The sequence below is a fragment of the Pseudomonas sp. COR18 genome (assembly GCF_048568395.1).
GTDB classification, from domain to species: domain Bacteria; phylum Pseudomonadota; class Gammaproteobacteria; order Pseudomonadales; family Pseudomonadaceae; genus Aquipseudomonas; species Aquipseudomonas fuscovaginae_B.
This window is the reverse complement of sequence record NZ_CP183808.1, coordinates 5,817,507-5,841,753: the sequence shown is the minus strand read 5'-3', so window position 1 is coordinate 5,841,753 and position 24,247 is coordinate 5,817,507. Positions and strand designations below refer to the sequence as shown.

Sequence of the window (24,247 nt, the reverse complement as noted above, 5' to 3'; positions counted from 1 at the left end):
CGCTTCCTCAGGCCGGCTCGGCAACTGCTGCGCGGGTTTTCACCCCCAGTCTGGGGACGTCGAAACCGTGATCCAGATTGAGCAAGGGGAACAGCAGGTCGGCAACACGATGCGCCTCGTCGATCAGCGGGAAGCCGGAGAGGATGAAGGCCGAGGTACCCTGGGCCTCGTATTCGCGGATCCGCTCGGCGACCTGTTCAGCGCTACCCACCAGGTAGGTGCCGGCGGCCGGGCCGAGGATGTTGAAGCCGAACAGGCTCGGGCCGAGCCAGATGTTGGGGTAAATCTCCAGGTCGCGGGCCTTGGGCAGGCGTCCGGCGCGGATGCTCTCGACGTTGCGCTGGATCTGCGGGTCATCGCTGTGGAAGTTGTCCAGCGTCGCCCCCGGCGGCAACTGCCGCTCGATGGCGGCGCGGGCGGTTTGCAGCGAGGTGCGCTGCAGCAGTTTTTCCGCGTGGGCCCAGGCCTCCTCTTCGGTTTCGCGGACGATGATCTGCAACCGGGTGCCAAAGGTCAGCTCGCGACCGATCTTCGCCGCCTCGGCGGCCACCTTGCGGAACTTCTCGCCCAGTGCCGGTGGCGTATTGGCGAAGCTCAGGTAGACGTCGAGCAGTTGCACCGAGTGCGCCACCCCTGGCGCCGAGGTGCCGGCCCCCCACAGCGGAATGCCGGGCTTCTGCTTCGGCGGGTGCCAGCCGCCCAGCGGATGCCCGGCCGCGCCAGGCGAGCGTGGCGCCAGTTTGACGTAGCGGCCGTCGTAGCCGTCGGTTTCACCGGCATAGATGCTCTGGAAACTGCGCCAGTATTCGAGGCTGAAATCGTAGCGTTCGTCGTGCGGGTAATGTACACCGAGGGTCGCCAGGCCCGCATCGTTACCATTGACCACATTGAACAGCAGGCGGCCGTTGGAGAACTGATCGAAGGTCAGCGCCCACTTGGCCAGGACCGCCGGCGACAGCTCGCCTGGGTGTTGCGCGACCAGAAAACGCAGGCGCTTGGTCGCATCGATCAGGGCCGCCGACACGGCCAGGCTTTCGTTGGGGCTCGAACCGAGCAGGGAACCGTAGTAGCCCAGCCGGTCACTGGCCACCGCCAGTTGTTTGAGGTGTTCGAAATCGGTTTTCCAGCGGCCCTCGGGTTCCCACGGATAAGGTCCATCGGGAGTGGTGAGGTACCAGAGTATCTTTACGGCCATGTTCATGTTCCTTGAAATATTACGGTGGCTCCACGGGAGCACGCATTTCCCTGTCGAAGCCGGCTTGCTGGCGATAGCGAGCTGTCTATCACCATGGAGGGTCGCCTTTGGCGGATCGCCAGCAAGCCGGCTCCCACAGGGGGCGGGGGCGCCTCAAAAGGAGTCAGTTGTGACGGTCGATCGCCGGCACCAACCCCAGCTCCGTGGCCCGCTCGTACAAGCCGCTCATTTTCCACTGCTGGGTCAGCACGCCCGGCCCATAGGGCCGCGAACCACCGAGGGCATCGGCCAACAGTTGCAACTGGGCACCCTCCTCCAGCAGCAGGATGAATTCCGCCGTGGCGCGCAGGCCCTGCTTGCCCCAAACGGTGGAACCGCCGTTGGCCTCCAGGATCGCCAGGTTGAAGGGGTTCTCGGCGATCTTCTCGAGGATGAAATCCACTTCGGCCTGGCGCCGGTCGATGTACACCGGCAGCTCGCGTGCCAGCTGGTAGCGCTGCACCGGCACGTAATGAAACGGCAAGGTCCGGTGGGTCTGGGCCCAAGCGCCGAGGTACGGCGAATGCACGTGGGAAACGGTGGTGATATCGGTATGCTGCTGGAATAGCCTGGTGTAGCGCCCCAGGCCACCCTTGCCCTTGCCGAGCAGCACGTTCCCGGCAAAGTCGGTGACCGTCGCCTGCAGCGGCTTGCGGTAGTTCCACGGGCCACCGTAGTTGACCGAGACCAGCAGTTCGCGTCCCGGAACCCGTTCGATAAAGCCGACGGTGCCATTGGCGGTGATGGTGTGGGTCTCGCGGAAAACAGTGAATGCCTCCTCGGCCTCCACCAGCACCTTGTCGACGAAGGCTTGCAGTTCCTTGTCCAGCAGCGCTTCGTTCACGGACGATTCATTGAGCAGTGCAGTCATGGCAGTTCTCCAGTTTCAGGCGCGGCGCTTGGCCAACAGTTCATGGGCGGCTTGCAGGGGGCGCGGATCGACCCAGTCGGCGATGGTGAAATCGCCTTCGAGGAAACCGTGCAGGTACAGGAAATCCTTCTGGATACCGAGGAACTCCAGACGTTGTGGCGACAGGTCCGGAGCCAGTGTGGTGTGGAACTCGCCGCGATAGGCCTCGGCCACCCCGGCGCTGCCGGCGCGGGTCTCCTCTTGGAGGATGCTGTTGAGCGCCTCACGGTTGCCGGCCGCCCATTCGGCGGCCCTGAGGGTTTGCGCGAGGAAGCGCACGACCACATCGAAATGGTTGTCCAGCAGGCTCTGGTGCACGGTGATCGGTCGCGGTGTGCCGTTGTTGATGCGGTAGCGCGGCTCGGCGATCAGGTCCAGGTCGATGCCCACCACCAGGCCCAAGCGCCGTGCGGCGTCGGCTGCCGAGGCGCCCTTGACGTAGACCGCATCGACCTCGCCACGGGCCAGGTAGTCCAGCCCCGACCATAGCCGCTGCAGCCCGGCACGCGGGTCGCTGGCCAGTTCCTGGTCCAGCAGGGCCACTTCCACCAGTTCGACGTCATCGAAACCCAGCCCGGCCAGGCTCAGCGCACCCTTGTAGCCGTGCAGGCTCATGGCCCGGGCGATGCTGCCCGGGCGGCTGGCGCCCCAGGCCGGGAGGGCCAGGCGCTTGCCCTTGAGGTGTTCGGGGCGGCTGATGCCGGAATCGGGGCGAACCAGGATCGTCTGCCACTCCTCGATCCAGGTCAGGCCGATCAGCCGGCTCGGCGCACCGGCCGCGCGGGCCGCCAAGGCCGGCACGTTGCCGCCTTCGCGAAACAGCCCCGGCAGTTGGTGATCGTAGTGATGGTGGCCCAGTTGGCGGGCCTCCTGCAGGGTCGAGACCGGCAGACCTTCGGCGGCGAACTCCTCGCCGAGCCAGCCGAGTTTGTAGGCGATGCCGGAGGCGGTAGGCACCGGGCAGCGGGTGAACCAGATCTGGTCCAGCTCGGTCCGGGCCTCTGGCTCGGGCAGGGTAGCGACAGCGGTCATGGGCAGCTCCATTGGTTTGGGCAAGTCGATACGGGTGCCATTGCAGCGCCCGTGCCAAGAGCTGAAGGCATTGGTTTCAAAGGGCTGCAGCCAGATCACCGGAGATCGGCGGGGATAAATTGCTGATGGTCCAGCAGTATTGCGCCGGGATTGCTGCTGGCTGAGCAGTCACCTCCCGACGCTGCTGCTCCAGCAGCAGTCGCCCTTTGACGGGTGCCTCTCGGCAAAGCGGCAAGTCAGGCCCTGCAAGGCTCACAGCCCGGTTTCACAGCGCTGGCGCAGAACTTGCTCAAGGCCCGGCAACGCCGCTGCCTTGCCTCGTGACCTGCAAGAGCCGGCTTGCTGGCGTTAGCGATCCAGCAGTCGACATCCGCGTCGTCTGACACTCCGCCATCACCAGCAAGCCGGTTCCTACAGGGAGAGCACCTCCCCACGAGACACAAGACGGACTCATCCAGTGAATTGCCAGAGGTAGAACATGAGCAAGCTCGAACGCCCCCCCCTCACCCCGTCGCTGCAGGAGCAACCGCCCGTGCGCCTGCTGCGCAGCGAAGCTGAGGCCATCGAGGCCGCCCGGGAAATTGCCCGAGAGATCGCCGAGATCGCCGCCGATAGCCGGCAGAATGGCCAACTGCCGCGGCGCCAGGCGCAGTTGCTGTCGGCCAGCGGCATCACCGCCATCGGTGTACCCAAGGCCCATGGCGGCCTGGGGGCGTCGGTGGCAACCATCGTCGAAACCGTACGGCTGATTTCGGTGGCCGACGGCGGGGTCGGCCAGCTACTGCAGATCCACAACGTGATGCTGCGCGGCGTGATCGGCTACCCAGACGAGGTGCGCGACCGTGTGCTCGCCGATGTGCTGGCCGGCAAGCGCCTGGGTAACGCCCTGGCGGAAGTCGGCGGGAAGAACAAATTCGCCCTCAAGACCCGTGTCGATCGCCGCGAGGACGGCACGCTGGTACTCAACGGCAGCAAGTTCTACTCCACCGGTTCCTACCTGTCCGAATGGATTTCCCTGACCGCCGCCAGCGATGACGGCGGCGCCGGCATACTGCTGCATCGCGACACCCCGGGCCTGACCCTGGTGGACGACTGGGACGCGTTCGGCCAAAAGAACTCGGTCAGCGGCACGGTGATCTTTGACAACATCGAGCTGGACGAGCGTTTCGTCTCACGGCGCAAGGGTCCGATGAAACGCACCGGGCTGACCTTCCCGCAGATTCTGCACGCGGCCATCGACACCGGCATTGCCGCCGGCGCCCTGGACGCGGCCGTCGACTACCTCAGGCACAACGCCCGTGCCTGGGTGGAGAGTGGTGTCGAGCAGGCCAGCGAAGAACCGCACATCATCAAGCAGATCGGCGAGTACGCCGTGGCTCTGCGCGCCGCCGAGTCGCTGCTGCGCGATGCCGCACGGGTGTTCGACCGGCATGAGCTGGACCCGGAGAACAAGGCGCTGCAAGACGAACTGATCCTATCGGTGGCTACCGCCCGGGCCCACGCCGACAGCGCTTCGCTGAAAATCTCCAGCGACATCTTCTCGCTGCTCGGCGCCAGCTCGTCCCTGAGCAAATGGAACCTGGACCGTTTCTGGCGCAATGCGCGGGTGCACACCACCCACGACCCGATTCGCTGGCGCCTGCACCACGTCGGCAACTACTACCTCAACGGCGTCGACCCCGGCGAGTACACCGCCATTCTCAACGCCAAGGAAAAACAGGGCGCCACCACCCGCTGAGCCCCTCATCCCCTCTTAGTGGCCTGTGTGGCTGGCGATAGCGACTCAACAGTCGACCTCCACGTCGTCTGAAACACCGCCATCGCCAGCAAGCCGGCGCCCACAGGAAGACAACCAGAGGGGATGGTCCGCAATTCTTCTGTCGAGCCTTTCATGAGCGAAAAACACCCCCTGCTCCGCAGCCTGGCGATCTATCGCGAGATGCCCTGGCGTTTCGTGCTGGTGGCCGCGTTGTTCATCAGCGTCAACATGGGCCTGGTCTGGCAGCAATGGCTGATCGGCCACGCGGTCAACGATGTCAGTGCCGGCCGCGCCGTGGTCCGTCAGGCCGATGGCAGCCTGGACGCCAGCCTTGGCTGGTACTGGTTCTGGCTGATGCTTGCCGTGGCCACCCTGCGCGGCGTCTTGCAGTATGCCGCCGGCGTACTGTCGCTGGTGCTCAGCCAGGAACTGCTGACCCGCCTGCGCGAACGTATCCTCCTGCAGGTACAGAGCCTGCACCTGGGTTATCACTGGCAGCACGGCATGGGTGAGATGATCACCCGTACCACCCGCGATGCCGACAAGGTCCGCGATGCGCTGATCAGTTTCTGGCGCCAGGTGGTGGAAACGCCGCTGGTGGTGCTGGCCGCAGTCGGCCTGCTGGGCTGGTACGACCCGTTGCTGGGCTTGGTGCCGTTGCTGCTGACTGCCTTCGGCCTGTGGATCTTTGTGCTGCAGACCGAGCGCCTGGTGAGCCTGGACCGCGCCGTCGGTGCCGCCTACGACCGGGTCAACCAGGACCTCAGCGAAGGTATCGGCGGAGTCCGGGTGATCAAGTCGTTCGCCCTCGAACACCGACGCATCCGCCGCTTCGCCGAGCAGGTGGCGGTCTTCGCCGAACTCGCCCGCCAGGCCCTGGCCTACTCCAGCTCGCGTATCCCGCTGCCACAGGCAGTGGTCGCTCTCGGTCATGTCTGGATTCTGGTCTATGGTGCCCACCAGGTCGCGGTCGGACGACTGGGCATCGGCGAACTGGTGACCTCGCTGCTGATCGCCACCACCCTGGTGTTTCGCATCGAAGGCATCGGCCGGGTCATGCAGACCTTCGCCGATGCCCGCTCCAGCGCCGAACGGATCTGGCAACTGCTGGACGAACCGGCAGCGATCCGCAGCGGCCGCGAAAGGTTGCCAGCCACGCCCGTGGGACTGAAGCTGGAACAGGTCAGCGTCAGCGCCCCCGGTGGCGGCCGGAATATCCTGCATGACTGCTCCCTGACCTTGCTGCCCGGCGAAGTGGTGGCCCTGGTTGGCGCCACCGGCACCGGCAAGAGCCTGCTGGCCAGTCTGCTGCCGCGCCTTGGCGATGTCGGCGCTGGCCGTCTGCTGCTCGGCAACGACAGCAGTGGCTGGCAGGACATCCGCCAACTGGACCTGACCGAATTGCGCCGGCGGGTGCATGTGGTGCCCCAGGAAAGCTTCCTGTTCTCCGACACCCTGGCGGCCAACCTGCGCCTGGCCGCGCCGGCCGCCAGCGACGAGCAGTTGCGTGAAGGGCTGCGCCTGGCCGCTGCCGAGGAAGTATTGGAACGCCTGCCCCAGGGCCTGGCAACGCCGCTGGGCGATCGCGGCGTGACCCTGTCCGGCGGCCAGCGCCAACGCCTGAGCCTGGCCCGCGCCCTGCTCGGCGCCCCGGATATCCTCTGCCTGGACGATGCCACCAGCGCGCTCGACGCCCTGACCGAGCGCCGGGTGCTGGAGAATATCCGCGGGCTGCGCAGCGAGCAGGGCCGCGCCATCAGCGTCCTGCTGATCTCCAGCAAACTGTCGACCATCCAGTTGGCCGACCGAGTGCTGCTGCTCGACGGCGGCCGGATCGCCGCCAGCGCCACCCATGCCGAACTGCTCAAGACCCACCCGCACTACCGTGACCTGCTGGGGATCGACCATGGCTAATCCAACCGCGGGCAAAGCCCTGAGCGATATCGAAATCGAGGAAATGCTTGCCAGGAAGGCTCTCGACCGTAGCATGTTCAGCCGCCTGCTGCCGTTGCTGCGGCCGATCCGCACGGCGATTCTCGGCGTCATCGGCATCGAACTGCTGCTGGTGTTCACCGTGTTCCTGCGGCCGTGGTTCGTTCGCGAACTGCTCGATCGCGGCCTGGTCCACGAGGGCGGCCATTGGTTGCTGGACGAGCACCTGGTGCTCTGGCTGGGACTTGGGCTGGCGGCCAGCTGGCTGGGACGTTTCCTGCTGGCCGGGGTCTCGCAATTCGTCGCCGGCAGCGCGGCGATCCGAGTGCTCAACGACCTGCGGGTCCGGGTGTTCGCCCATGTCCAGGCGCTGAGCGTCGGCTATTTCGACCGGACCAAGGCCGGGCGGATCATCTCCCGCGCCGACCGCGACGTCGATGCCCTCGAACCGCTGCTGATCCAGGGCCCGCCGGAACTGCTCGGGGCGCTGCTGCGCTGCACACTGGCGTCAATCATGCTGTGGTGCATCGATCCGCGGTTCTTTCTCAGCCTGGCTGCGACGGTGCCGCTGCTGGTGCTGGCAACCTGGAGCTTCAAGCGTATCTCCCAGCGCAACTGGGCCAGGGTCGCGGAAAACCGCAGCCGATTCACCGCCCACCTGGTGGAGAGCGTCAGTGGCGTGCGCATGCTGCAGCAGTGCGCACGCGAAGAGAGCAACCGGCGACGCTACCGGCAGTTGCTGATCGACTTCAACCAGGCGCTGATTCGCGGCAGCCTGCGCGCCAGTTGGTTCGCCCCGTTCACCGCGCTGCTGAGCACCGCAGGCATGGCCGCGCTGCTGCTGGTCGGCGCCTATGGCCTGGCGGCGTCGGCGGTGAGCGTCGGCCAGGTCGCCGAAAGCCTGTTCTACGTCTTCCTGTTTCTCGGCCCGTTGCAGGAGCTGTCGGAGCTGTTCGAGCGTTATGCCACTGGCTCGGCTTCAGCACAGCGGATCTTCCTGCTGCTCGACACCCCTGCGCAGGTCAACGATCCGGTCGAGCCTCGCACGCTGGAACGGGCCCGTGGCGAGGTGAGGTTCGAGCAGGTGCGGTTCGCCTACGATCCACTCGGGCTGTCGCCCGTGATCAACGACCTGAACCTGCACATCGGCGCTGGCGAGGTGCTGGCGATCGTCGGCCCATCCGGGCATGGCAAGAGCACCCTGGTGCAATTGCTGACGCGCTTCTACGACGTGCAGGGAGGCGTGGTACGGCTGGACGGCATCGATGTGCGGGAACTGACGCAACAGACACTGCGGCGTAACGTCGGGGTGGTGTTGCAGGACAACGTGCTGTTCAGCGGCAGCATCCTCGACAACCTGCGCCTGGCCGCCCCGCAGGCCGACGATGCCACGCTGATCGCCGCAGCCCGGGAGCTGGGTGCGGATGAGGTGCTCGAACGCCTCCCGCATCAGTACCGGACCGAGGTCGGACCACTGGGCGGCCACCTGAGCCATGGACAACGGCAACTGGTCTGCCTGGTGCGGGCCTACCTGGCCGATCCGGCGGTGCTGGTGCTGGACGAGGCCACATCGGCGGTCGATATCCATACCGAGCGACGTATCCAGCAGGCATTCCGGCGCCTGTGCGAAGGCCGCACGGCGATCATCATCGCCCACCGCCTGGCGACCATTCGCGATGCCGACCGCATTGCGGTGATCCGCCATGGGCAACTGGTCGAGCAAGGCCCCCATGCTCATCTGATCACCCAGGGTGGAGCCTATGCGGCGTTGTATCAGACCTACCTGCACAATGCCGGGAATGGGGCCAGTGTTGACGAGATCAACGCTGCGGCGCCAGCCTGAGGCTCAGGGGCGCCGGGGCCGAATGGCCACCCTCGGTGGATCACCAGCCAGCCGGCTCCCGCAGGGACGGCGCTTGTCAGACCTGATGTTGCGTCCACAGCAACTATTGCTGGAGAGGTGCTGCTACAGAAGCACCCTTGCTGAAGTGCCTTAATCCCCCCCACCGACACAAACCTGTGGGAGCCGGCTGGCTGGCGATCCGCCGCAGGCGGCCATCCCCCTGCATAGACGGCACCAGAACGATAGCCATCGCCAGCAAGCCGGCGCCCAAAGGCCCGGGCAGGTCGGTGGCATGGCCGTTGCAATCCCGTGCCCAACCCATCGTGCACTTGAACCGGGAGCACCCATGAGCACTGAATTTTTCTGGCGCCTGCCACTGGGCACCGACGGCCCGCAGTTGAGCACCGACAAACACAACCGCGGCAGCGCCCGGCACCGTCCGGGCCATATCGCCCCCGGCCGCCTGCCCAACGGCGAGCCCGACGATTTCACCTATATCGACTACATCGCCCAGGTCGCCAAGGCCGCCGAGTTGGCGGGTTTCGAAGGCGCCCTGCTGCCCACCGGCCCCGAGCCGTGGATCGCCGCCGCAGCACTGGCCAGGGAGACCCGGCGCATCCGTTTCCTGATCGCCTTCCAGGCCACCTGGACCCTGCCTGCCTACGCCGCGCAACAGGCGGCGATCCTGCAGAACCTCAGCCGCGGCCGCCTGGACTGGAACATCATCACCGGCGGCAACCCGGCCAGCCAGCGGGCCCATGGCGACTTCCTCGAACACGACCTGCGCTACAAGCGCACCGGCGAATTCCTCGACATCATCCAGGGCCTGTGGCGTAACGAGCGCTTCTCCTACGATGGCGATATCTACCAGTTGGAGAATGGCACTCTGCCCCCCGGCCTGCACAACGAACGCAGGCCCGGCGTGTACTTCTCCGGCTTCTCCGATGCAGCCCTCGAGGTAGCGGCACGGCACGCCGATGTCTACCTGAACTGGGCCGAGCCGATCGACAGGCTCAAGCCGCATATCGAGCGGGTGCGCGAGTTGGCGGACAAACAGGGCCGCAGCGTGCGCTTCGGCCTGCGGGTCGACCTGTTCGCCCGGGAAACCGAGGAACAGGCCTGGGCCGACCTGCGCCGTCAGTTCGACAAGCTCGACGGTCGCGGCAGCGCCCTGGCCAAGGGTTTCACCAGTGGCTCGGATTCGGTCGGCGGCGCGCGCCAGACCGCCTATCACCAGAACATCGACCGTTTCGAAGACCTGATCATCGGTCCCAACCTCTGGGCCGGCTTCGCCAAGGCCAAGCCAGGCCCCACGGTCGGCCTGGTCGGCAGCCACCAGAACATCGCCGAGCGCCTGGCGGAATACCGCGACGCCGGCTTCTCGACCTTCATCCTCGCCGGCAACCCACACCTGGAGGAAGCCCTGCGCATCGGCCAGGAAGTCCTGCCACTGGTGCACCAGCGCTCTGCCGCCGAGCCCGCCACTGCCCCCCTCAAAGCCAGCGCCTGAGCGCCATGGAGTCCCGAACATGACCCAACCACTCGACACGCTCTGGTACACGCGCTGCCCGGTCCCGACCGGACTCGGCATCGCAGTGCAAAAAGGCTGGCTGCAGGAGACCATCGGTGCCCTCGGCACCGCCGTGCAATCCCTGCGCGAGTCCGACGACAAGGCGGTACGCGAGTCGCACTTCGACCACACCCTGAGCAACTCGGTGCGTCACGGCGGCAATATCCCGGCCATCTGGGCCCGCGCCCAAGGCCGCGAGACCCGGGTGATCGGCCTGTCCTGGGCCGATGAGACGCAGTTGATCCTGACCCGCCCCGACAGCGGTATCAGAACCGTCAAGGACCTCAAGGGCCGCACCTTCGGCCTGCCGGACTGGGCCAGCGTGCAGATCGACTTCACCCGCGCCCAGGCCCTGCGCGGCCTGGAAAACGCCCTGCAGCTCGAAGGTCTGCAGGTCGGCGACGTGCAACTGGTGAACTTCACCTATGGCGGCACCTTCAGCGAAAGCCGGGGGCGGACCGTCGCCGGCACACCGGTCAACGGCCGGCAGACCGAGAGCCGCAATCTGGAACTGCTCGGCCTGCTGCGCGGCGAGGTCGACGCGATCTTCCTCAAAGGCGCCAGCGCCGCCCGTCACGCCCACGAGTTCGGCCTGCACACGGTGATCGACACCGGCGCTCACCCCGAGCCGCTGATTCGCAGCAACAACGGCACGCCACGGACCCTGGCGGTCGACCTGAACCTGCTGGAACGGCACTTCGACGTCGCCCGGGGCATTCTCGACTCGGTCCTGCGCGCCGAACACTGGGCCCATACCCATCCGGAAGACACCCGCCGCTACCTTGCCCGGGAAACCAACAGCAGCGAATATTGGGTCAGCGCCGCCTACGGCGACGACGCGCACCTGCGCTTGCGTACCGGGCTCGACGAACAGGCCATCGTGGCCTTGCAGGATTTCACCGGTTTCCTGCACCGCTGGCGCTTCATTCCCAAAAGCTTCGATGTCCGTGACTGGATCGACCGCCGGCCACTGGAATCGCTGCTGCAAACTCCTGCCGCGCTGGCAGGTTGACCATCGGGTTTCATGGATTCGAACTGAAGGCCTTTATGAGCAAACCACTCGATACGCTTTGGTACACCCACAGCCCGGTCCCCACTGGGCTTGGTATCGCCGTACAGTCCGGGCGCCTGGCAGAGGCCTTTCAGCCCTGGGGCACCAACATCCAGTCGTTGCGCGAGTCCAGCGAACGGGAAGTCCGCGAGGCGCACTACGACCATCACCTGCGGAACTCGGTGCGTCATGGCGGCAACATCCCGGCCATCTGGGCCTACTCCAGCGGCGTGCAGACGCGGGTACTAGGATTGTCCTGGACCGATGAGGTGCAACTGATCCTGACCACTGCGGAAAGCGGCGTGAAAACCGTCCGCGACCTGAAGAACCGCCGCTTCGGCCTGCCGAAATGGGCCAACGTCCAGATCGATTTCACCCGTGCCCAGGCCCTGCGCGGCCTGGAAAATGCCCTGAAACTCGAAGGTCTGAGCGTCAATGATGTCGAGCTGGTGGACTATCCCTACGGTGGTACCTACAGCGATCACCCCAAGGCCTACGTCCACGGCTCGCAGATCAGCCTCGGAGTGACCCACTACAGCCGCCGCAACAACGAATTGATCGGCCTGCTGCGTGGCGATATCGACGCGATCTTCCTCAAGGGTGCCCATGCCGTGCACCTGGCCAACGAGTTCGGTCTGCACGTGGTGGTCGACACCGGCTCGCACCCGGACCCGCTGATCCGCTCGAACAACGGTACGCCGCGGACCCTGACGGTGGACACTCACCTGCTGGAAGAGCATTTCGATGCCAGCGTGAAAATCGTCGACACCGTGCTGCGTACCGAACAGTGGGCCTGGGCCAACCCGGAGGAAACCCGGCGCTTTCTCGCCCGCGAGCTGAACACCAGCGAGTACTGGGTGTCGGCCGCCTATGGCGAGGATGCCCATCGGCGCCTGCGTACCACGCTTGATGCGCGGTCGATCGAGGCGCTGCAGGATTTCACCGATTTCCTGCATCGCTGGGCCTTCATTCCGCGACGCTTCGATGTACGGGAGTGGATCGATTTCCGGGTGCTGGAGAAGGTGATCGGGTCGACGTCCCGGGTAGCGGTCTGAGGTTTGTGTCGCTCATGTCGGCCTGATTATCAGCAAGCCGGCCCTCACAGATTCAGAGTGGGAGCCGGCTTGCTGGCGATAGCGATCCAAACCCCACCACCCTCTCACCTCAAACTGCTTGCCCAGCAACACCCCTCCTTCCGGTCTTTGCTGCTCCAGCAGCACCTTCCAAGCAACTTCTGCTGAATCCCCGGCAACTCACTTTAAATGCGTTCAAAGCACTTCTCAGCTATCCGAAAAACGACTTGCCGGTTCATCTTAAAATAAAATAAAACCCTTTATTTTCAATGCAATACAGGCACTAAACAGCAAGAACCCACACCATTAAAATTCTTGGCACGTTCTCTGCTCAAGCCCCTTCAGCAAAACATTCAAGGGGGAGAGACTTGATGCACACACTTAATCCAATCACCAGGAGCCTATGGCTCACCCTGGCCCTCGCCGGTGGTACTTTCAGCGAAGTTTCGCTGGCAGCGCAAACCTCCGACAGCGAGGCCAGCGACACCAACAGCGAGCCGGTGCTGAAAGCCGTGACCGTCACCGCCCAACACCGGGAAGAAACCCTGCAAGAGGTTCCGGTGGCGGTGTCGGCGGTCCAGGGCAGCAACCTGATCGCCGATGGCGCGCGCAACCTGCGCGACATCACTACTTTCATTCCCAACGTCTCGGCCAAGAACCCGGACGGCGACGCCCGTCCTCGCTGGTATATCCGTGGCCTGGGCACCGGTGACACGGGCGCCGCCACGGTCTTTCCGGTCGGGATCTACGCCGACGACGTCTACCTCAACGCGCCGATCGCCGGCGGCGGTCCGCTGTTCGACCTGGAGCGCATCGAGGTCCTGCGCGGCCCGCAAGGCACGCTCTACGGCAAGAACACCACCGCCGGCGCGGTGAACATCATTTCGAAAAAGCCGACCTTCGACACCGACGGCTTCGCCACCCTCGGTATCGGCAGCAAGAATGATCGTATCCTCACGGGCGCCATCGGCGGTGCCCTGGTGGATGACAAGCTGGCGGCGCGAGTCTCGCTGTACTCCGAGGAGCGCGATGGTTTCCAGAACAACCGCTTCGACGACTCGACCTATGGCGACGTCAACAAGAAGGCCGTGCGCCTGCAGTTCCTGGCCAAGCTCAACCCGGACCTGGACGCCCTGTTGAAGGTCCACAGCCGCGAGTACAAGGGTGACGGCGCCAACGGCACGCTGCCGATCGGCCGCTACTACAACGTCGGTTACCGGCGCCCGTCAGGACGCAATGTCGACCAGAACGTCGATGACGACTCGCGCCTCGACCACGATGGCACCTCGCTGACTCTCAACTGGCACCTGGGCGACTACACCCTGACCTCGATCAGTGCCTACGACTACATCCGCGGGCGCTCCAAAAGCGACGCCGACTACAGTCCCTACGAGGTCAACGGCACCAGCTTCAGCGACAACGCCTACCGCCAGTATTCTCAGGAGGTGCGCCTGGCTTCGCCGCAGCAGGAAACCCTGCGCTGGCTGGCCGGCGCGCACTATTTCCACGAGGATCTGGATAGCAACGGCTCCCGAATCGTCACGCCCGGCACCACGCCCAATGGCACAGGTTCCAACCAGACCGGCGGCGTCACCGACGTACGCAACCTCAACTACACCCACAAGACAGACAGCTACGCGCTGTTCGGCAACCTGACCTACGACTTCACCGACAATTTCAGCGTCACCGGTGGCCTGCGCTGGACCCAGGAAAAAAAGGACATCGACCTCTACCTGAGCCAGCTCACCCGCGCCACCGCCAACGGTCCGTTGATCCCTCTGGCGGGCAGCGGCACCAATGGCAATCGCCAGGAGGACAAGACCTGGGAAGCCTGGACCTACGACCTGACCCCCGAATACCGTATCAACGACAACGTCCGGGTGTTCTTCCGTTATGCCCATGGCTTCCGCTCCGGCGGCTTCAACACCGGCTTGTCGACCAGCCTGGCGCAATTGACCACGGTCGATCCGGAACAGCTCGACGCCTACGAGCTGGGCCTCAAATCCGAGTGGTTCAACCACCGCCTGACAGCCAACGCCAATATCTTCTACTACGACTACTCGGACATCCAGGTGAACCTGCTGACCGTCAACAACGGCGTCTTGACCACCGCCTTGACCAACGGCGCCAAGGGCAAGGTCAAGGGTGCCGAACTGGAACTCGAAGGCCAGCCCACCGACTACCTGCACCTGCGGGCCGCCGTGTCGTTCCTGGACACCGAATACACCGATTTCAAGAACACCAACCCCACCACCGGCGCAGTCACCGGCGACTACAGCGGCAACAGTTTCGTCCGTTCGCCACGCAACGTGGTCTCGCTGGGCGCCGACTACACCTTCCCGCTGGCAATCGGCGGCAAGCTGGTGGCCAGCGGTGACGTCAGCTATCGCGACAAGGAGTACTTCCTGGCAGACCGCCAGAGCAGCGCCGACAAACTGCTGAGCCAGCCGCACTACACCCTGGCCAACACCCGGCTGACCTGGTACAGCCCGGATGAAAAACTCAGCGTCACCGGTTTCATCGACAACGTCACCGACCGCCGCTACCAGGTCCACGGCCGCCCCAACGGCACGGCCGGGCAGTACGTCATCACCTACGGCGACCCACGCACCGTCGGCCTGAGCGTCACCAGCCGCTTCTAACGCAAGCCCCCTATGGGAGCCGGCTTGCTGGCGATCCGCCGAAGGCGGCTATCCACCCTGGTCAGTGGGAGCTATCCCACCGCCATCGCCAGCAAGCCGGCTCCCACGAGGATGGGGGCGGCCATCAACCACTTTCAAGCTGAAAGGAATTTTCCATGTTCCCTCGTCATCCGCTGGCCGGCGCCGTCGCGCTGGTCATTGGCAGCCTTGCCGTGCCCGCTTTCGCTGCCGAATCGCCTTCCAGACCTGCTGCCAGCAGCGATCACCTCGATACCGTGGTGGTGCTCGGCACCCGCCGCAGCGATGTCACCGCGCTGGAAAGCGCCGCCCCGGTGGACGTGCTCTCCGCCGAGCAATTGCAGGAGACCGGCGCCAGTGACCTGTCCGGCGCCCTTACCGCCCTGTCGCCGTCCTTCACCATGCCGCAGTCGCCCCAGGGCTCGTTCGCCGGCTCCATCGCCCAGGGTGCCTCGTTGCGCGGTCTGGCCACCGACCAGGTACTGGTGCTGGTCAACGGCAAGCGGCGCCATACCAGCGCCAACATCACCCGCCAGAGCCTGGTCAATGGCCGTGGCGCCGCAGCGGTCGATATCAGCCTGATCCCGCTGAGCGCCATCGAGCGCGTGGAGATCCTGCGTGACGGCGCCGCCGCCCAGTACGGCTCCGACGCCATCGCCGGGGTGATCAACATCGTGCTCAAGGAAAAGGATGAGGGTGGCAACATCGGCTACCGTTTCGGCGGTTACGACAAGGGCGACGGTCTGCAGCGCAAATACAGTGGCTGGAAGGGCTTCACCCTGCCCAACGACGGCTTCCTGACCCTGAGCTTCGATGCCGGCAGCCAGGATCCGGCCAGCAACACCAACCCGGACAACCGGATCTTCTACCCCGGCGACACCAGCATCAACACGCCGCGCGAGCAGAACAACCGCTATCGCACCTGGAACTGGGGCACCAACGGTGTTTCCGACCAGTACAACTTCATCGCCAACAGCGAGATGGGCCTCAGCCAGGGGCTGACCGCCTACGGCTTTGCCACCTACTCGCACAAGAACACCGACTCGGAGAACTTCTTCGACCCACCAACGACATTGCGCAACAACTACGGCAGTGTTGCCCTGCAACGCTACCCCGACGGCCGTCTGCCGGTGACCCGCTACTCACTGGAAGACTACGCCGTGACCGGCGGCCTGCGCTGGGAAGACGAGCACCTGGGCAAGTTCGACCTGGCGATCAACCACGGCGACAACAGCCTGACCTCGAACGACCGCAACGCCATCAACCCAAGCTGGGGCGTGAACAGTCCGAGCAGTATCTATACCGGCAAGCGTGAGGCCGACCAGACCAATATCACCCTGGACTGGGTCCGCGACTTTCCGACCGACCTGCTGGCCAAGCCGCTGACCCTGTCCGCCGGGCTGGCCTGGCGCAAAGAGAACTACGAGCTGAGCGCCGGTGAAGCCGCCGGCTGGCAGAACGGCCCACTGTTCAACACCATCGACCCGATCACCGGCCGGCGCATTCCAGGCTACTACTCGGGGATCACCCAGGTCGACGCCGCCTCCCTGGACCGCAAGGTGCTGGGTGCCTACTTCGACGTCGAAGGCCAGATCACCGAGAAATTCCAGGCCGGCATCGCCGTGCGCACCGAGCACTACTCGGACTTCGGCGATACCACCAACGGCAAGCTGTCGCTGCGCTACGACCTCACCCCGGAACTGGCCGCGCGGGCCACCGCCAGCACCGGCTATCGCGCGCCATCGCTGGTACAGAGCGGCATGTCGTCCTTCAGCGTGCAGGTGGTGGAGCAGCCGCCAGGCAGCGGCAACTACGTCGAAGTCCAGCAGCGTACCCTGCGCGCCGACAGCCCCGAAGCGCAATTGCTTGGCGGCAAGGCGCTGAAACCGGAGGAGTCGACCAACTACTCCCTGGGGCTGGTCTGGCGGCCACTGCCCAACGCCTCGGTCACGGTGGACGCCTACCGCATCGACATCGACAACCGTATCACCCTCTCCGACCAATTGCCGGCGTCGGTGGTCTCACCGATCTTCGCCGGCACGCCGTACGCCAACATCCAGAGCGCCGCGTTCTACACCAACATCGCCGACACCCGCACCGACGGCATCGAGCTGACCGGCAACTACCAGTTGGACCTGCAGCAGTGGGGTCGACTGAACCTGAGCAGCGGCTTCAGCAAGAACAACACCACCATCACCGCGTTACGCGATGTCGGGGGTATCAGCGGTTCGCAGATCATCGGCCGTGCCACCCAGGGCCTGATCGAGGATGGCACGCCGGATTCCAAGCTGACCCTGAGCGCCAATTGGCTGTATGACAACTGGGGCGTCACCATCGCCCAGCGCCGCTATGGTGAGTGGAAGAGCCTGAACGCCACCAACCCCAACCTGGACCAGACCTACAGCGCGCAATGGGTTACCGACCTGGACGTGTCGTACACCTTCAACAAGGCGCTGAAGATTTCGGTGGGCGCGATCAACCTGTTCGACAGCTACCCGGACAAGGCCAACGGTACACAGTTGTACGGTGTACCCAAGTACTCGATCACCAGCCCGGAGGGCGCCCAAGGGGCGTTCTACTACACCAGCCTGAGCTACAACTTCTAGGAGATTGCTGATGGGCTGCTGCTGGAGCAGCAACAGAGTGTTGCCAGGGCATCAGTGGATGGTGCCCGTGACGGCGCTATCGCCCGCAAGCCGACTCCCACAGCGACCCTGTCGTTCACAGAATCACCCTACGACACGGAACCTGTGGGATCCGGCTTGCGGGCGATAGCGTCAGTCCAGCCTCCCACTACCAACTGGCACACCTCTTGCGACACCCTGGGTGAACCTCAACAGACCCGAACCGCCCATGCCCCACAAGCGCCCGCTCAACGCCCTGACCTGGCTGATCTCGCCCCTGGCCCTGCTCCTGCTCTGGGCACTGGTTGCCGAGGCCGGACTATTCCCCCGAAACCTGCTGATCCCACCCGTGCAGGTCCTGCAAAGCTTCGAGGAACTGCTGACCAGCGGCGAGTTGCTCGAACACCTGCACAACAGTTTGTCGCGTCTGGCCCTCGGCTTTGGCATCGGCGCCCTGGCCGGCCTGGCCTTCGGCATTCTGATGGCCCTGTCGGAACAGGTGCGGGCCTATTGCTCGCCGCTGTTCCATACCCTGCGGCAGATCCCCAGCATTGCGCTGATCCCGATGTTCGTGCTGCTGTTCGGCATCGACGAGACCTTCAAGATCGTCATCGTCACCAAAACCGCATTCTTTCCAGTGGCCCTGGCCGCCAGCGAAGGGGTCAGGGCGATCCCGCGCAGCTACTTCGAAGTCGCCGACGTCTACCGCCTGCGCTGGCCCACCCTGGTCCGCGAGATCGCCCTGCCCGCCGCCGCCCCGTCGATCATCACCGGCTTGCGAATCGCTCTGACGCGTGCCTGGGTGGTGCTGGTGGCGACCGAACTGCTGGCCGCCGATAGCGGCCTGGGCCAGATGATCGAAATGAGCCGGCAGATGCTGCGCATCGACGTGGTGATGGTCGGCGTGTTCATCACCGGCGTGATCGGTTTTGCCCTCGACTATTCCTTTCGCCAGCTCGAACAGCGCCTGTTCCGCTGGCAAGCCAACCAGGAGCGCCGATGATCCGCCTACTTGGAAAATGCCGCGGCCTGCTGCTCCCCCTGCTGTTGCTAGGCCTCTGGGAATACCTGTCGCGCCAGAACGCCGCCGGCGCCTACGCCTTCGTACCGCTGTCGAGCATCGTCGCGGCCCTGCTGGAAATGCTCGGTAACGGCGAACTGCTGGTGAACCTTGCCGCCAGCCTGACCCGGACCAGTGTCGGGCTGGCCCTGGGTATCCTGTTCGGCGTCGCGCTGGGGGTGCTGATGGCGCTGTCGCCGTTGGCCAACCGCCTGATCGGCCCGTTGTTCCACTCGGTGCGCCAAGTGCCGATGCTCGGCTGGATTCCGCTGATCGCCATGTGGTTCGGCAACGGCGAGTTCTCCAAGCTACTGATCGTCACCCTCGCCGCGTTCTACCCGATGGTCCTCAACACCTATCAGGGTTTCAGCCAGGTCGAGCAGCGTTATCGCGAGGTCGGCCAGGTGCTGGTGCTCAGACGTACGCAGCAGTTCGTCCACGTGCTGCTGCCGGCCGCGCTGCCGGCGATCGCCACCGGCGTGTTGCACGCGCTGGCGTTCGCCTGGGTCACGGCGGTCGGCAGTGAACTATTCCTGTCCTCAGGCCCCGGCCTGGGCAACCTGATGATGAACGCCGAAGCCGGCTCGCGCATGGAAGTGATCGTGCTCGGGGTCCTGTGCATCGGCCTCTGCGGCTACCTGATGAATCTGTTGTTCAACCGCCTCAGCCGGCACCTGCTGCGCTGGCGCGCCACCCGTTGAAAGGCCTGCCCATGAATGCCATAGCCCAACACCTGCCACCAGCCGACCCCACTCTGCACAGCGGCGCCCTGAAAATTCGTGGCCTGAGCAAGGCCTATCGGCTCGAAGGCCGGACGCTGCCGGTACTGGAGAACATCAACCTCGACATCCGTCCCGGCGAGTTCGTCAGCATCGTCGGCGCCAGCGGCTGCGGCAAGTCCAGCCTGTTGCGGCTGATCGTCGGCCTGGAGGCCGAATATGACGGCGAGATCCTCCTGGACGACAAGCCGGTGACCGGCACCAGCCTGGAGCGCGGCATCGTGTTCCAGGACCACCGCCTGTTTCCCTGGATGACGGTGGGCCGGAACATCGCCCTGGCCCTGAAGAACCACCCGCTGACCCAAGCGGAAAAGGACCGCCTGGTGGCCGAACATATTGCCCTGGTGAACCTGGAGGGCTTCGAGAATGCCTACCCGCATCAGTTGTCCGGTGGCATGGCGCAGCGGGCGGCGATTGCCCGGGCGTTGATCAACCAGCCCAAGGTGCTACTGCTCGACGAGCCGCTGGGGGCCCTGGACGCACTGACCCGGGTGCGCCTGCAGCATGAACTGCAAGGCATCTGCCTCAAACAGCGCTGCACGGTGATCATGGTCACCCACGATATCGAGGAAGCGCTGTACCTGGGCGACCGGGTCATTGTCATGGACGCCCGCCCGGGGCGGATCAAGCACGAGATCAGGATCGACCTGCCCCATCCGCGCGATCGAGCCTGCGCACTGCTGCAGGCCTACAAGGAGCAGTTGCTGGCGGAGCTGGTGCACTAGCGTTGGCTTCGCTTTCATGGATGAGTCCGGCTTCCACATCGGCCCCGTCACTAGCGCTGATGCTGCGCCTTTGGGAACCGGCTTGCTGGCGATCCGCCGCAGGCGGCCATTCAACCCGCCATCGGTACCGCGATCAGCAGGATCGCCGTGCCATGAGTCGCCGTCGAAGCCAGCACGCCATGGCGCATGCGAACCAGCGCACAAGCCAGCCCCTCCAGAAGGGTGAAGAGCAGCACCGGCCAACCCAGTTGGGTAACCGTCAGCGCCAGGAAGGCATGACAGGCGGAAAACGCCACGGCACTGATCAACGCCGCCCGCAGCAGCGACACCTGCTGCTCCAGATAGCCTTGCAGGAACCCGCGAAACAGCACCTCCTCCAGCGCATTGGCGCCATAGGCCAGCACCAGCATTGCGGGGAACCAGCTCCAGTAGCCGGCGATCGCGGCCGGTTCGATGCCCTGATACAGCCGCAACGGCAAACCGATCAGGCAGCCGATAGCGACACCCAGCACCGGCCCGGCAATACGGTTGCCTCTGAACCACACAACCCGTTGCCACAACGACGGCACCCGCCAGGCCAATAGCGCCACCAGTCCCAGGGACAAGCCACCGAGCACGGTCAGCACGAACGGATTGGCGATAAAGCCGATCTGCAGGTCGCCGCTGAGCGACCAGAGGCCCAGCGGCGTCATCGCGTCGCGCAGCAGCACGAAGGTCAGCAGCAGGATCATGATGCGCAGGGCCGGCTGGGTCCCAGGCACCAGGCCAAACCAGAACCCGCAAAGCAGCAGGCCGGGTATCAGGTAAAGCCCGTAGTGGATCAGAACGACAAGTCCGCCATGGATCATTCGGCCATCCCTGGTATCGGCGCGCAGTGAGAGGCGTCCGTTTTAGCAAGTTTTCGGCTGTGCGAACAATCCTGAATGTGGCGTGATTCCCTGTGGAAGCTCGCCAGCATGCAGATATCCGTAGCGTGCATTCAATCGGGAAAAACGGGATTCAAGACTTGATCGGTCTGAAAATAAAAACTTGAGAAGAGATAAAATGGCAGGGGCGGCTGGATTCGAACCAACGCATGGCAGGATCAAAACCTGCTGCCTTACCGCTTGGCGACGCCCCTGTAGATTTGAAGCTGACATTGTCGCTTTCCTTGGCGACCCTGGCGGGCCACTGCGACAACGAGGACAAATGTATCAACCTTTATTCGCGATGGGAAGCCCCATCAGATAAAAAATTTCTTTGAATACAGCTACTTATTTATGGGTGGCCAGCAGACCGCCATTCCCTGATTGCACGCCCCTGGGCAAAACACCCTGCCCCCGCCCGTTTGCGATCGGCGCAATCCCGACCTATGGTCCAAACACCACTCCTTCACAACCCGCTCCCCGGGCCGCTGTCCATCCAATACGAAGCCATCCGTAACGAGGTGAAGACATGCAGAACAATTCCCGCCCCGCCGTGCTCGAACTGATCGGCAATACACCGCTGGTCCGGGTCAGCCGTTTCGACACCGGCCCCTGTACGCTGTTTCTCAAGCTCGAATCGCAAAACCCCGGCGGTTCGATCAAGGATCGGGTCGGCCTGGCCATGATCGACGCCGCCGAGCGCGACGGCCGGCTGCGCCCGGGCTCGACCATCATCGAGGCCACTGCCGGCAACACCGGCCTGGGCCTGGCGCTGGTGGGCCGGGCCAAGGGCTATCGGGTGGTACTGGTGGTACCGGACAAGATGTCCACCGAGAAGGTCCTGCACCTCAAGGCCATGGGCGCCGAGGTGCATATCACCCGCTCCGACGTCGGCAAGGGCCATCCCGAGTACTACCAGGATGTCGCCGCCCGGCTGGCCAGGGAAATTCCCGACTCCTTTTTCACCGACCAGTTCAACAACCCGGCCAACCCGCTGGCCCACGAAACCAGTACCGCACCGGAGATCTGGGCGCAGACCCAGCATGACGTCGACGCCATCGTCGTCGGCGTCGGTTCGGCCGGCACCCTCACCGGGCTGACCCGGTTCTTCCAGCGCGTGCAGCCGAACCTGTCGATGGTGCTGGCCGACCCGCTGGGTTCGGTGGTCGCCGAATACAGCCGCAGCGGTAGCCTCGGCACGGCCGGCTCGTGGGCGGTGGAAGGGATCGGCGAGGATTTCATTCCGTCGATTGCCGACCTCTCCAGCGTGCGCCAGGCCTATTCGATCACCGACGAGGAAAGTTTCGACCACGCCCGCCAGTTGCTGCGCGCCGAAGGCATTCTCGGCGGTTCCTCGACCGGTACCCTGCTGGCGGCGGCACTGCGCTACTGTCGCGAGCAGACCCGTCCCAAGCGCGTCGTCACCTTCGTCTGCGACACCGGCACCCGCTACCTGTCCAAGGTCTACAACGACCAGTGGATGAACGACCAGGGCCTGCTGCAGGTCAAGCGCTACGGCGACCTGCGCGACCTGATCGCCCGCCGCTTCGAGGACGGCCGGGTGATCAGCGTCGGCCCGGACGATACCCTGCTGACCGCCTTCCAGCGCATGCGCCTGGCGGACGTTTCGCAACTGCCGGTACTGGTCGATGGGCAACGACTGGTCGGGGTCATCGACGAGTCCGACATCCTGCTCGGCATGCATGACGATGCCGCGCATTTCCGCCTGAGTGTCGCCAGCGTCATGACCGACCAGTTGCAGACCCTCTCGCCCGGCGCCAGCCTCGCCGAACTGCAGGCTGAACTGGACCGCGGGCTGGTGGCGATCATCGCCGACGCTTCGGGCTTCCACGGCCTGATCACCCGCTTCGACCTGCTCAATCACCTGCGGAGATCCCTCGCATGAGCCAGCACGACCAATCCGCGGCCAGCCGCGCCTTCGCCACCCGGGTGATCCATGCCGGTCAGGCGCCTGACCCGACCACCGGGGCGTTGATGCCGCCGATCTACGCCAACTCCACCTACCTGCAGGACAGCCCCGGGGTGCACAAGGGCTTCGACTACGGCCGCTCGCACAACCCCACGCGTTTTGCCCTGGAGCGTTGCGTGGCGGACCTGGAAGGCGGCAGCCGGGCCTTCGCCTTTGCTTCCGGGCTGGCGGCTATCTCCACCGTGCTCGAACTGCTCGACGCCGGTGCCCATGTGGTCTCCGGCAACGACCTGTATGGCGGCACCTTCCGCCTGTTCGACAAGGTGCGCCAGCGCAGCGCCGGGCATCGATTCAGCTTCGTCGACCTGACCGTCCCCGGTGCGCTGGAGGCGGCCTTGCAGGCAGATACACGGATGGTCTGGATCGAGACGCCGAGCAATCCCCTGCTGAGCCTCACCGACCTGGCGGCCGTTGCCCGCCTGTGCCGTGACCGGGGCATCCTCTGCGTCGCCGACAATACCTTTGCCAGTCCCTGGATCCAGCGGCCGTTGGAGTTGGGTTTCGATATCGTCGTGCATTCGACCACCAAGTACCTGAACGGCCATTCCGACGTGATCGGCGGCATCGCGGTGGTGGGGCAGAATACCGAACTGGCCGACCGCCTGGGTTTCCTGCAGAACGCGGTGGGTGCCATTTCCGGGCCCTTCGATGCCTTCCTGACCCTGCGCGGCGTGAAGACCCTGGCGCTGCGCATGGAGCGCCATTGCAGCAACGCCCTGGAACTGGCGACCTGGCTGGAACGCCAGCCACAGGTGGCGCGGGTGCATTACCCCGGCCTGCCGTCCCATCCGCAGCACGAACTGGCGCGTCGACAGATGGGCGGCTTTGGCGGGATGATCTGCGTCGATCTGAAAACCGACCTGGCCGGTTCGCGACGCTTTCTGGAAAACGTGCGGATCTTTGCCCTGGCCGAAAGCCTGGGTGGCGTGGAAAGCCTGATCGAGCACCCGGCGATCATGACCCATGCCACCATCCCTCCAGCGACACGCGCCCAACTGGGGATCGGCGATGCGCTGGTACGTCTGTCGGTGGGCGTGGAGGACGTCGAGGATCTGCGGGCCGACCTGGCACAGGCCCTGGCACGGATCTGAAACACAACC

The 24,247-nt window shown here is 64.8% G+C and carries 17 protein-coding genes and 1 tRNA gene; 13 read left to right on the top strand and 5 right to left on the bottom strand.

Going from position 1 to position 24,247, the window contains the following annotated elements:
* Positions 1-7: 7 nt before the first annotated feature.
* The 3 genes from ACM62G_RS26840 to ACM62G_RS26830 all read right to left on the bottom strand — a co-directional run bounded on the left by ACM62G_RS26840 (position 8) and on the right by ACM62G_RS26830 (position 3,176).
* Positions 8-1,195, bottom strand: a complete 1,188-nt coding sequence (locus ACM62G_RS26840; RefSeq protein WP_273820843.1) for an LLM class flavin-dependent oxidoreductase — start codon at positions 1,193-1,195, stop codon at positions 8-10.
* Between the two features lie 163 nt (positions 1,196-1,358).
* Positions 1,359-2,105 carry a class II aldolase/adducin family protein gene (locus tag ACM62G_RS26835; RefSeq protein ID WP_273820844.1) on the bottom strand — a complete coding sequence of 249 codons (747 nt, stop codon included), beginning with the start codon at positions 2,103-2,105 and terminating at the stop codon, positions 1,359-1,361.
* Positions 2,106-2,120: 15 nt separating this feature from the next.
* Positions 2,121-3,176, bottom strand: coding sequence for an ABC transporter substrate-binding protein (locus ACM62G_RS26830; RefSeq protein WP_419736002.1), 1,056 nt, complete (start codon positions 3,174-3,176; stop codon positions 2,121-2,123).
* Between the two features lie 478 nt (positions 3,177-3,654).
* Between ACM62G_RS26830 and ACM62G_RS26825 the strand changes: the two genes are divergently transcribed.
* The 11 genes from ACM62G_RS26825 to ACM62G_RS26775 all read left to right on the top strand — a co-directional run bounded on the left by ACM62G_RS26825 (position 3,655) and on the right by ACM62G_RS26775 (position 20,252).
* A complete protein-coding gene (locus ACM62G_RS26825) occupies positions 3,655-4,914 on the top strand; it encodes an acyl-CoA dehydrogenase family protein (RefSeq protein WP_419736001.1) in 1,260 nt (419 codons plus the stop codon).
* Between the two features lie 153 nt (positions 4,915-5,067).
* Complete coding sequence (locus ACM62G_RS26820) at positions 5,068-6,849, top strand: ABC transporter ATP-binding protein (RefSeq protein WP_419736000.1); 1,782 nt, start codon at positions 5,068-5,070, stop codon at positions 6,847-6,849.
* On the top strand, positions 6,842-8,710 hold the full coding sequence (locus ACM62G_RS26815; protein ID WP_419735999.1) for an ABC transporter ATP-binding protein: 1,869 nt from the start codon (positions 6,842-6,844) through the stop codon (positions 8,708-8,710). The genes ACM62G_RS26820 and ACM62G_RS26815 overlap by 8 nt, the downstream gene beginning before the upstream one ends.
* Before the next feature lie 346 nt (positions 8,711-9,056).
* Positions 9,057-10,220 (top strand): LLM class flavin-dependent oxidoreductase, encoded by a 1,164-nt coding sequence (locus tag ACM62G_RS26810; protein ID WP_273820849.1) that lies wholly within the window; start codon positions 9,057-9,059, stop codon positions 10,218-10,220.
* Positions 10,221-10,239: 19 nt separating this feature from the next.
* Complete coding sequence (locus tag ACM62G_RS26805; protein WP_419735998.1) at positions 10,240-11,292, top strand: ABC transporter substrate-binding protein; 1,053 nt, start codon at positions 10,240-10,242, stop codon at positions 11,290-11,292.
* Positions 11,293-11,327: 35 nt separating this feature from the next.
* Positions 11,328-12,386, top strand: coding sequence for an ABC transporter substrate-binding protein (locus ACM62G_RS26800; protein ID WP_273820851.1), 1,059 nt, complete (start codon positions 11,328-11,330; stop codon positions 12,384-12,386).
* Positions 12,387-12,775: 389 nt separating this feature from the next.
* Positions 12,776-15,046, top strand: coding sequence for a TonB-dependent receptor (locus tag ACM62G_RS26795; protein ID WP_273820852.1), 2,271 nt, complete (start codon positions 12,776-12,778; stop codon positions 15,044-15,046).
* Positions 15,047-15,201: 155 nt separating this feature from the next.
* Positions 15,202-17,670: a TonB-dependent receptor plug domain-containing protein gene (locus ACM62G_RS26790; protein ID WP_273820853.1), complete on the top strand. Its 2,469-nt coding sequence runs from the start codon at positions 15,202-15,204 to the stop codon at positions 17,668-17,670.
* 247 nt (positions 17,671-17,917) lie between these two features.
* Positions 17,918-18,691 carry an ABC transporter permease gene (locus tag ACM62G_RS26785; protein WP_419735997.1) on the top strand — a complete coding sequence of 258 codons (774 nt, stop codon included), beginning with the start codon at positions 17,918-17,920 and terminating at the stop codon, positions 18,689-18,691.
* On the top strand, positions 18,688-19,449 hold the full coding sequence (locus ACM62G_RS26780; RefSeq protein WP_419735996.1) for an ABC transporter permease: 762 nt from the start codon (positions 18,688-18,690) through the stop codon (positions 19,447-19,449). The genes ACM62G_RS26785 and ACM62G_RS26780 overlap by 4 nt, the downstream gene beginning before the upstream one ends.
* Before the next feature lie 11 nt (positions 19,450-19,460).
* Positions 19,461-20,252, top strand: coding sequence for an ABC transporter ATP-binding protein (locus tag ACM62G_RS26775; RefSeq protein WP_273820856.1), 792 nt, complete (start codon positions 19,461-19,463; stop codon positions 20,250-20,252).
* A gap of 110 nt (positions 20,253-20,362) precedes the next feature.
* Here ACM62G_RS26775 and ACM62G_RS26770 read toward each other — a convergent pair whose 3' ends face one another.
* Positions 20,363-21,100, bottom strand: coding sequence for a CPBP family intramembrane glutamic endopeptidase (locus ACM62G_RS26770; RefSeq protein WP_419735995.1), 738 nt, complete (start codon positions 21,098-21,100; stop codon positions 20,363-20,365).
* 197 nt (positions 21,101-21,297) lie between these two features.
* A tRNA-Gln gene (locus tag ACM62G_RS26765) sits at positions 21,298-21,372 on the bottom strand.
* A 314-nt stretch (positions 21,373-21,686) separates the two neighbouring features.
* Here ACM62G_RS26765 and ACM62G_RS26760 point away from each other — a divergent pair.
* Positions 21,687-23,063: a pyridoxal-phosphate dependent enzyme gene (locus tag ACM62G_RS26760; RefSeq protein ID WP_419735994.1), complete on the top strand. Its 1,377-nt coding sequence runs from the start codon at positions 21,687-21,689 to the stop codon at positions 23,061-23,063.
* On the top strand, positions 23,060-24,238 hold the full coding sequence (locus ACM62G_RS26755; RefSeq protein WP_419735993.1) for a cystathionine gamma-synthase: 1,179 nt from the start codon (positions 23,060-23,062) through the stop codon (positions 24,236-24,238). The genes ACM62G_RS26760 and ACM62G_RS26755 overlap by 4 nt, the downstream gene beginning before the upstream one ends.
* Positions 24,239-24,247: the final 9 nt, after the last annotated feature.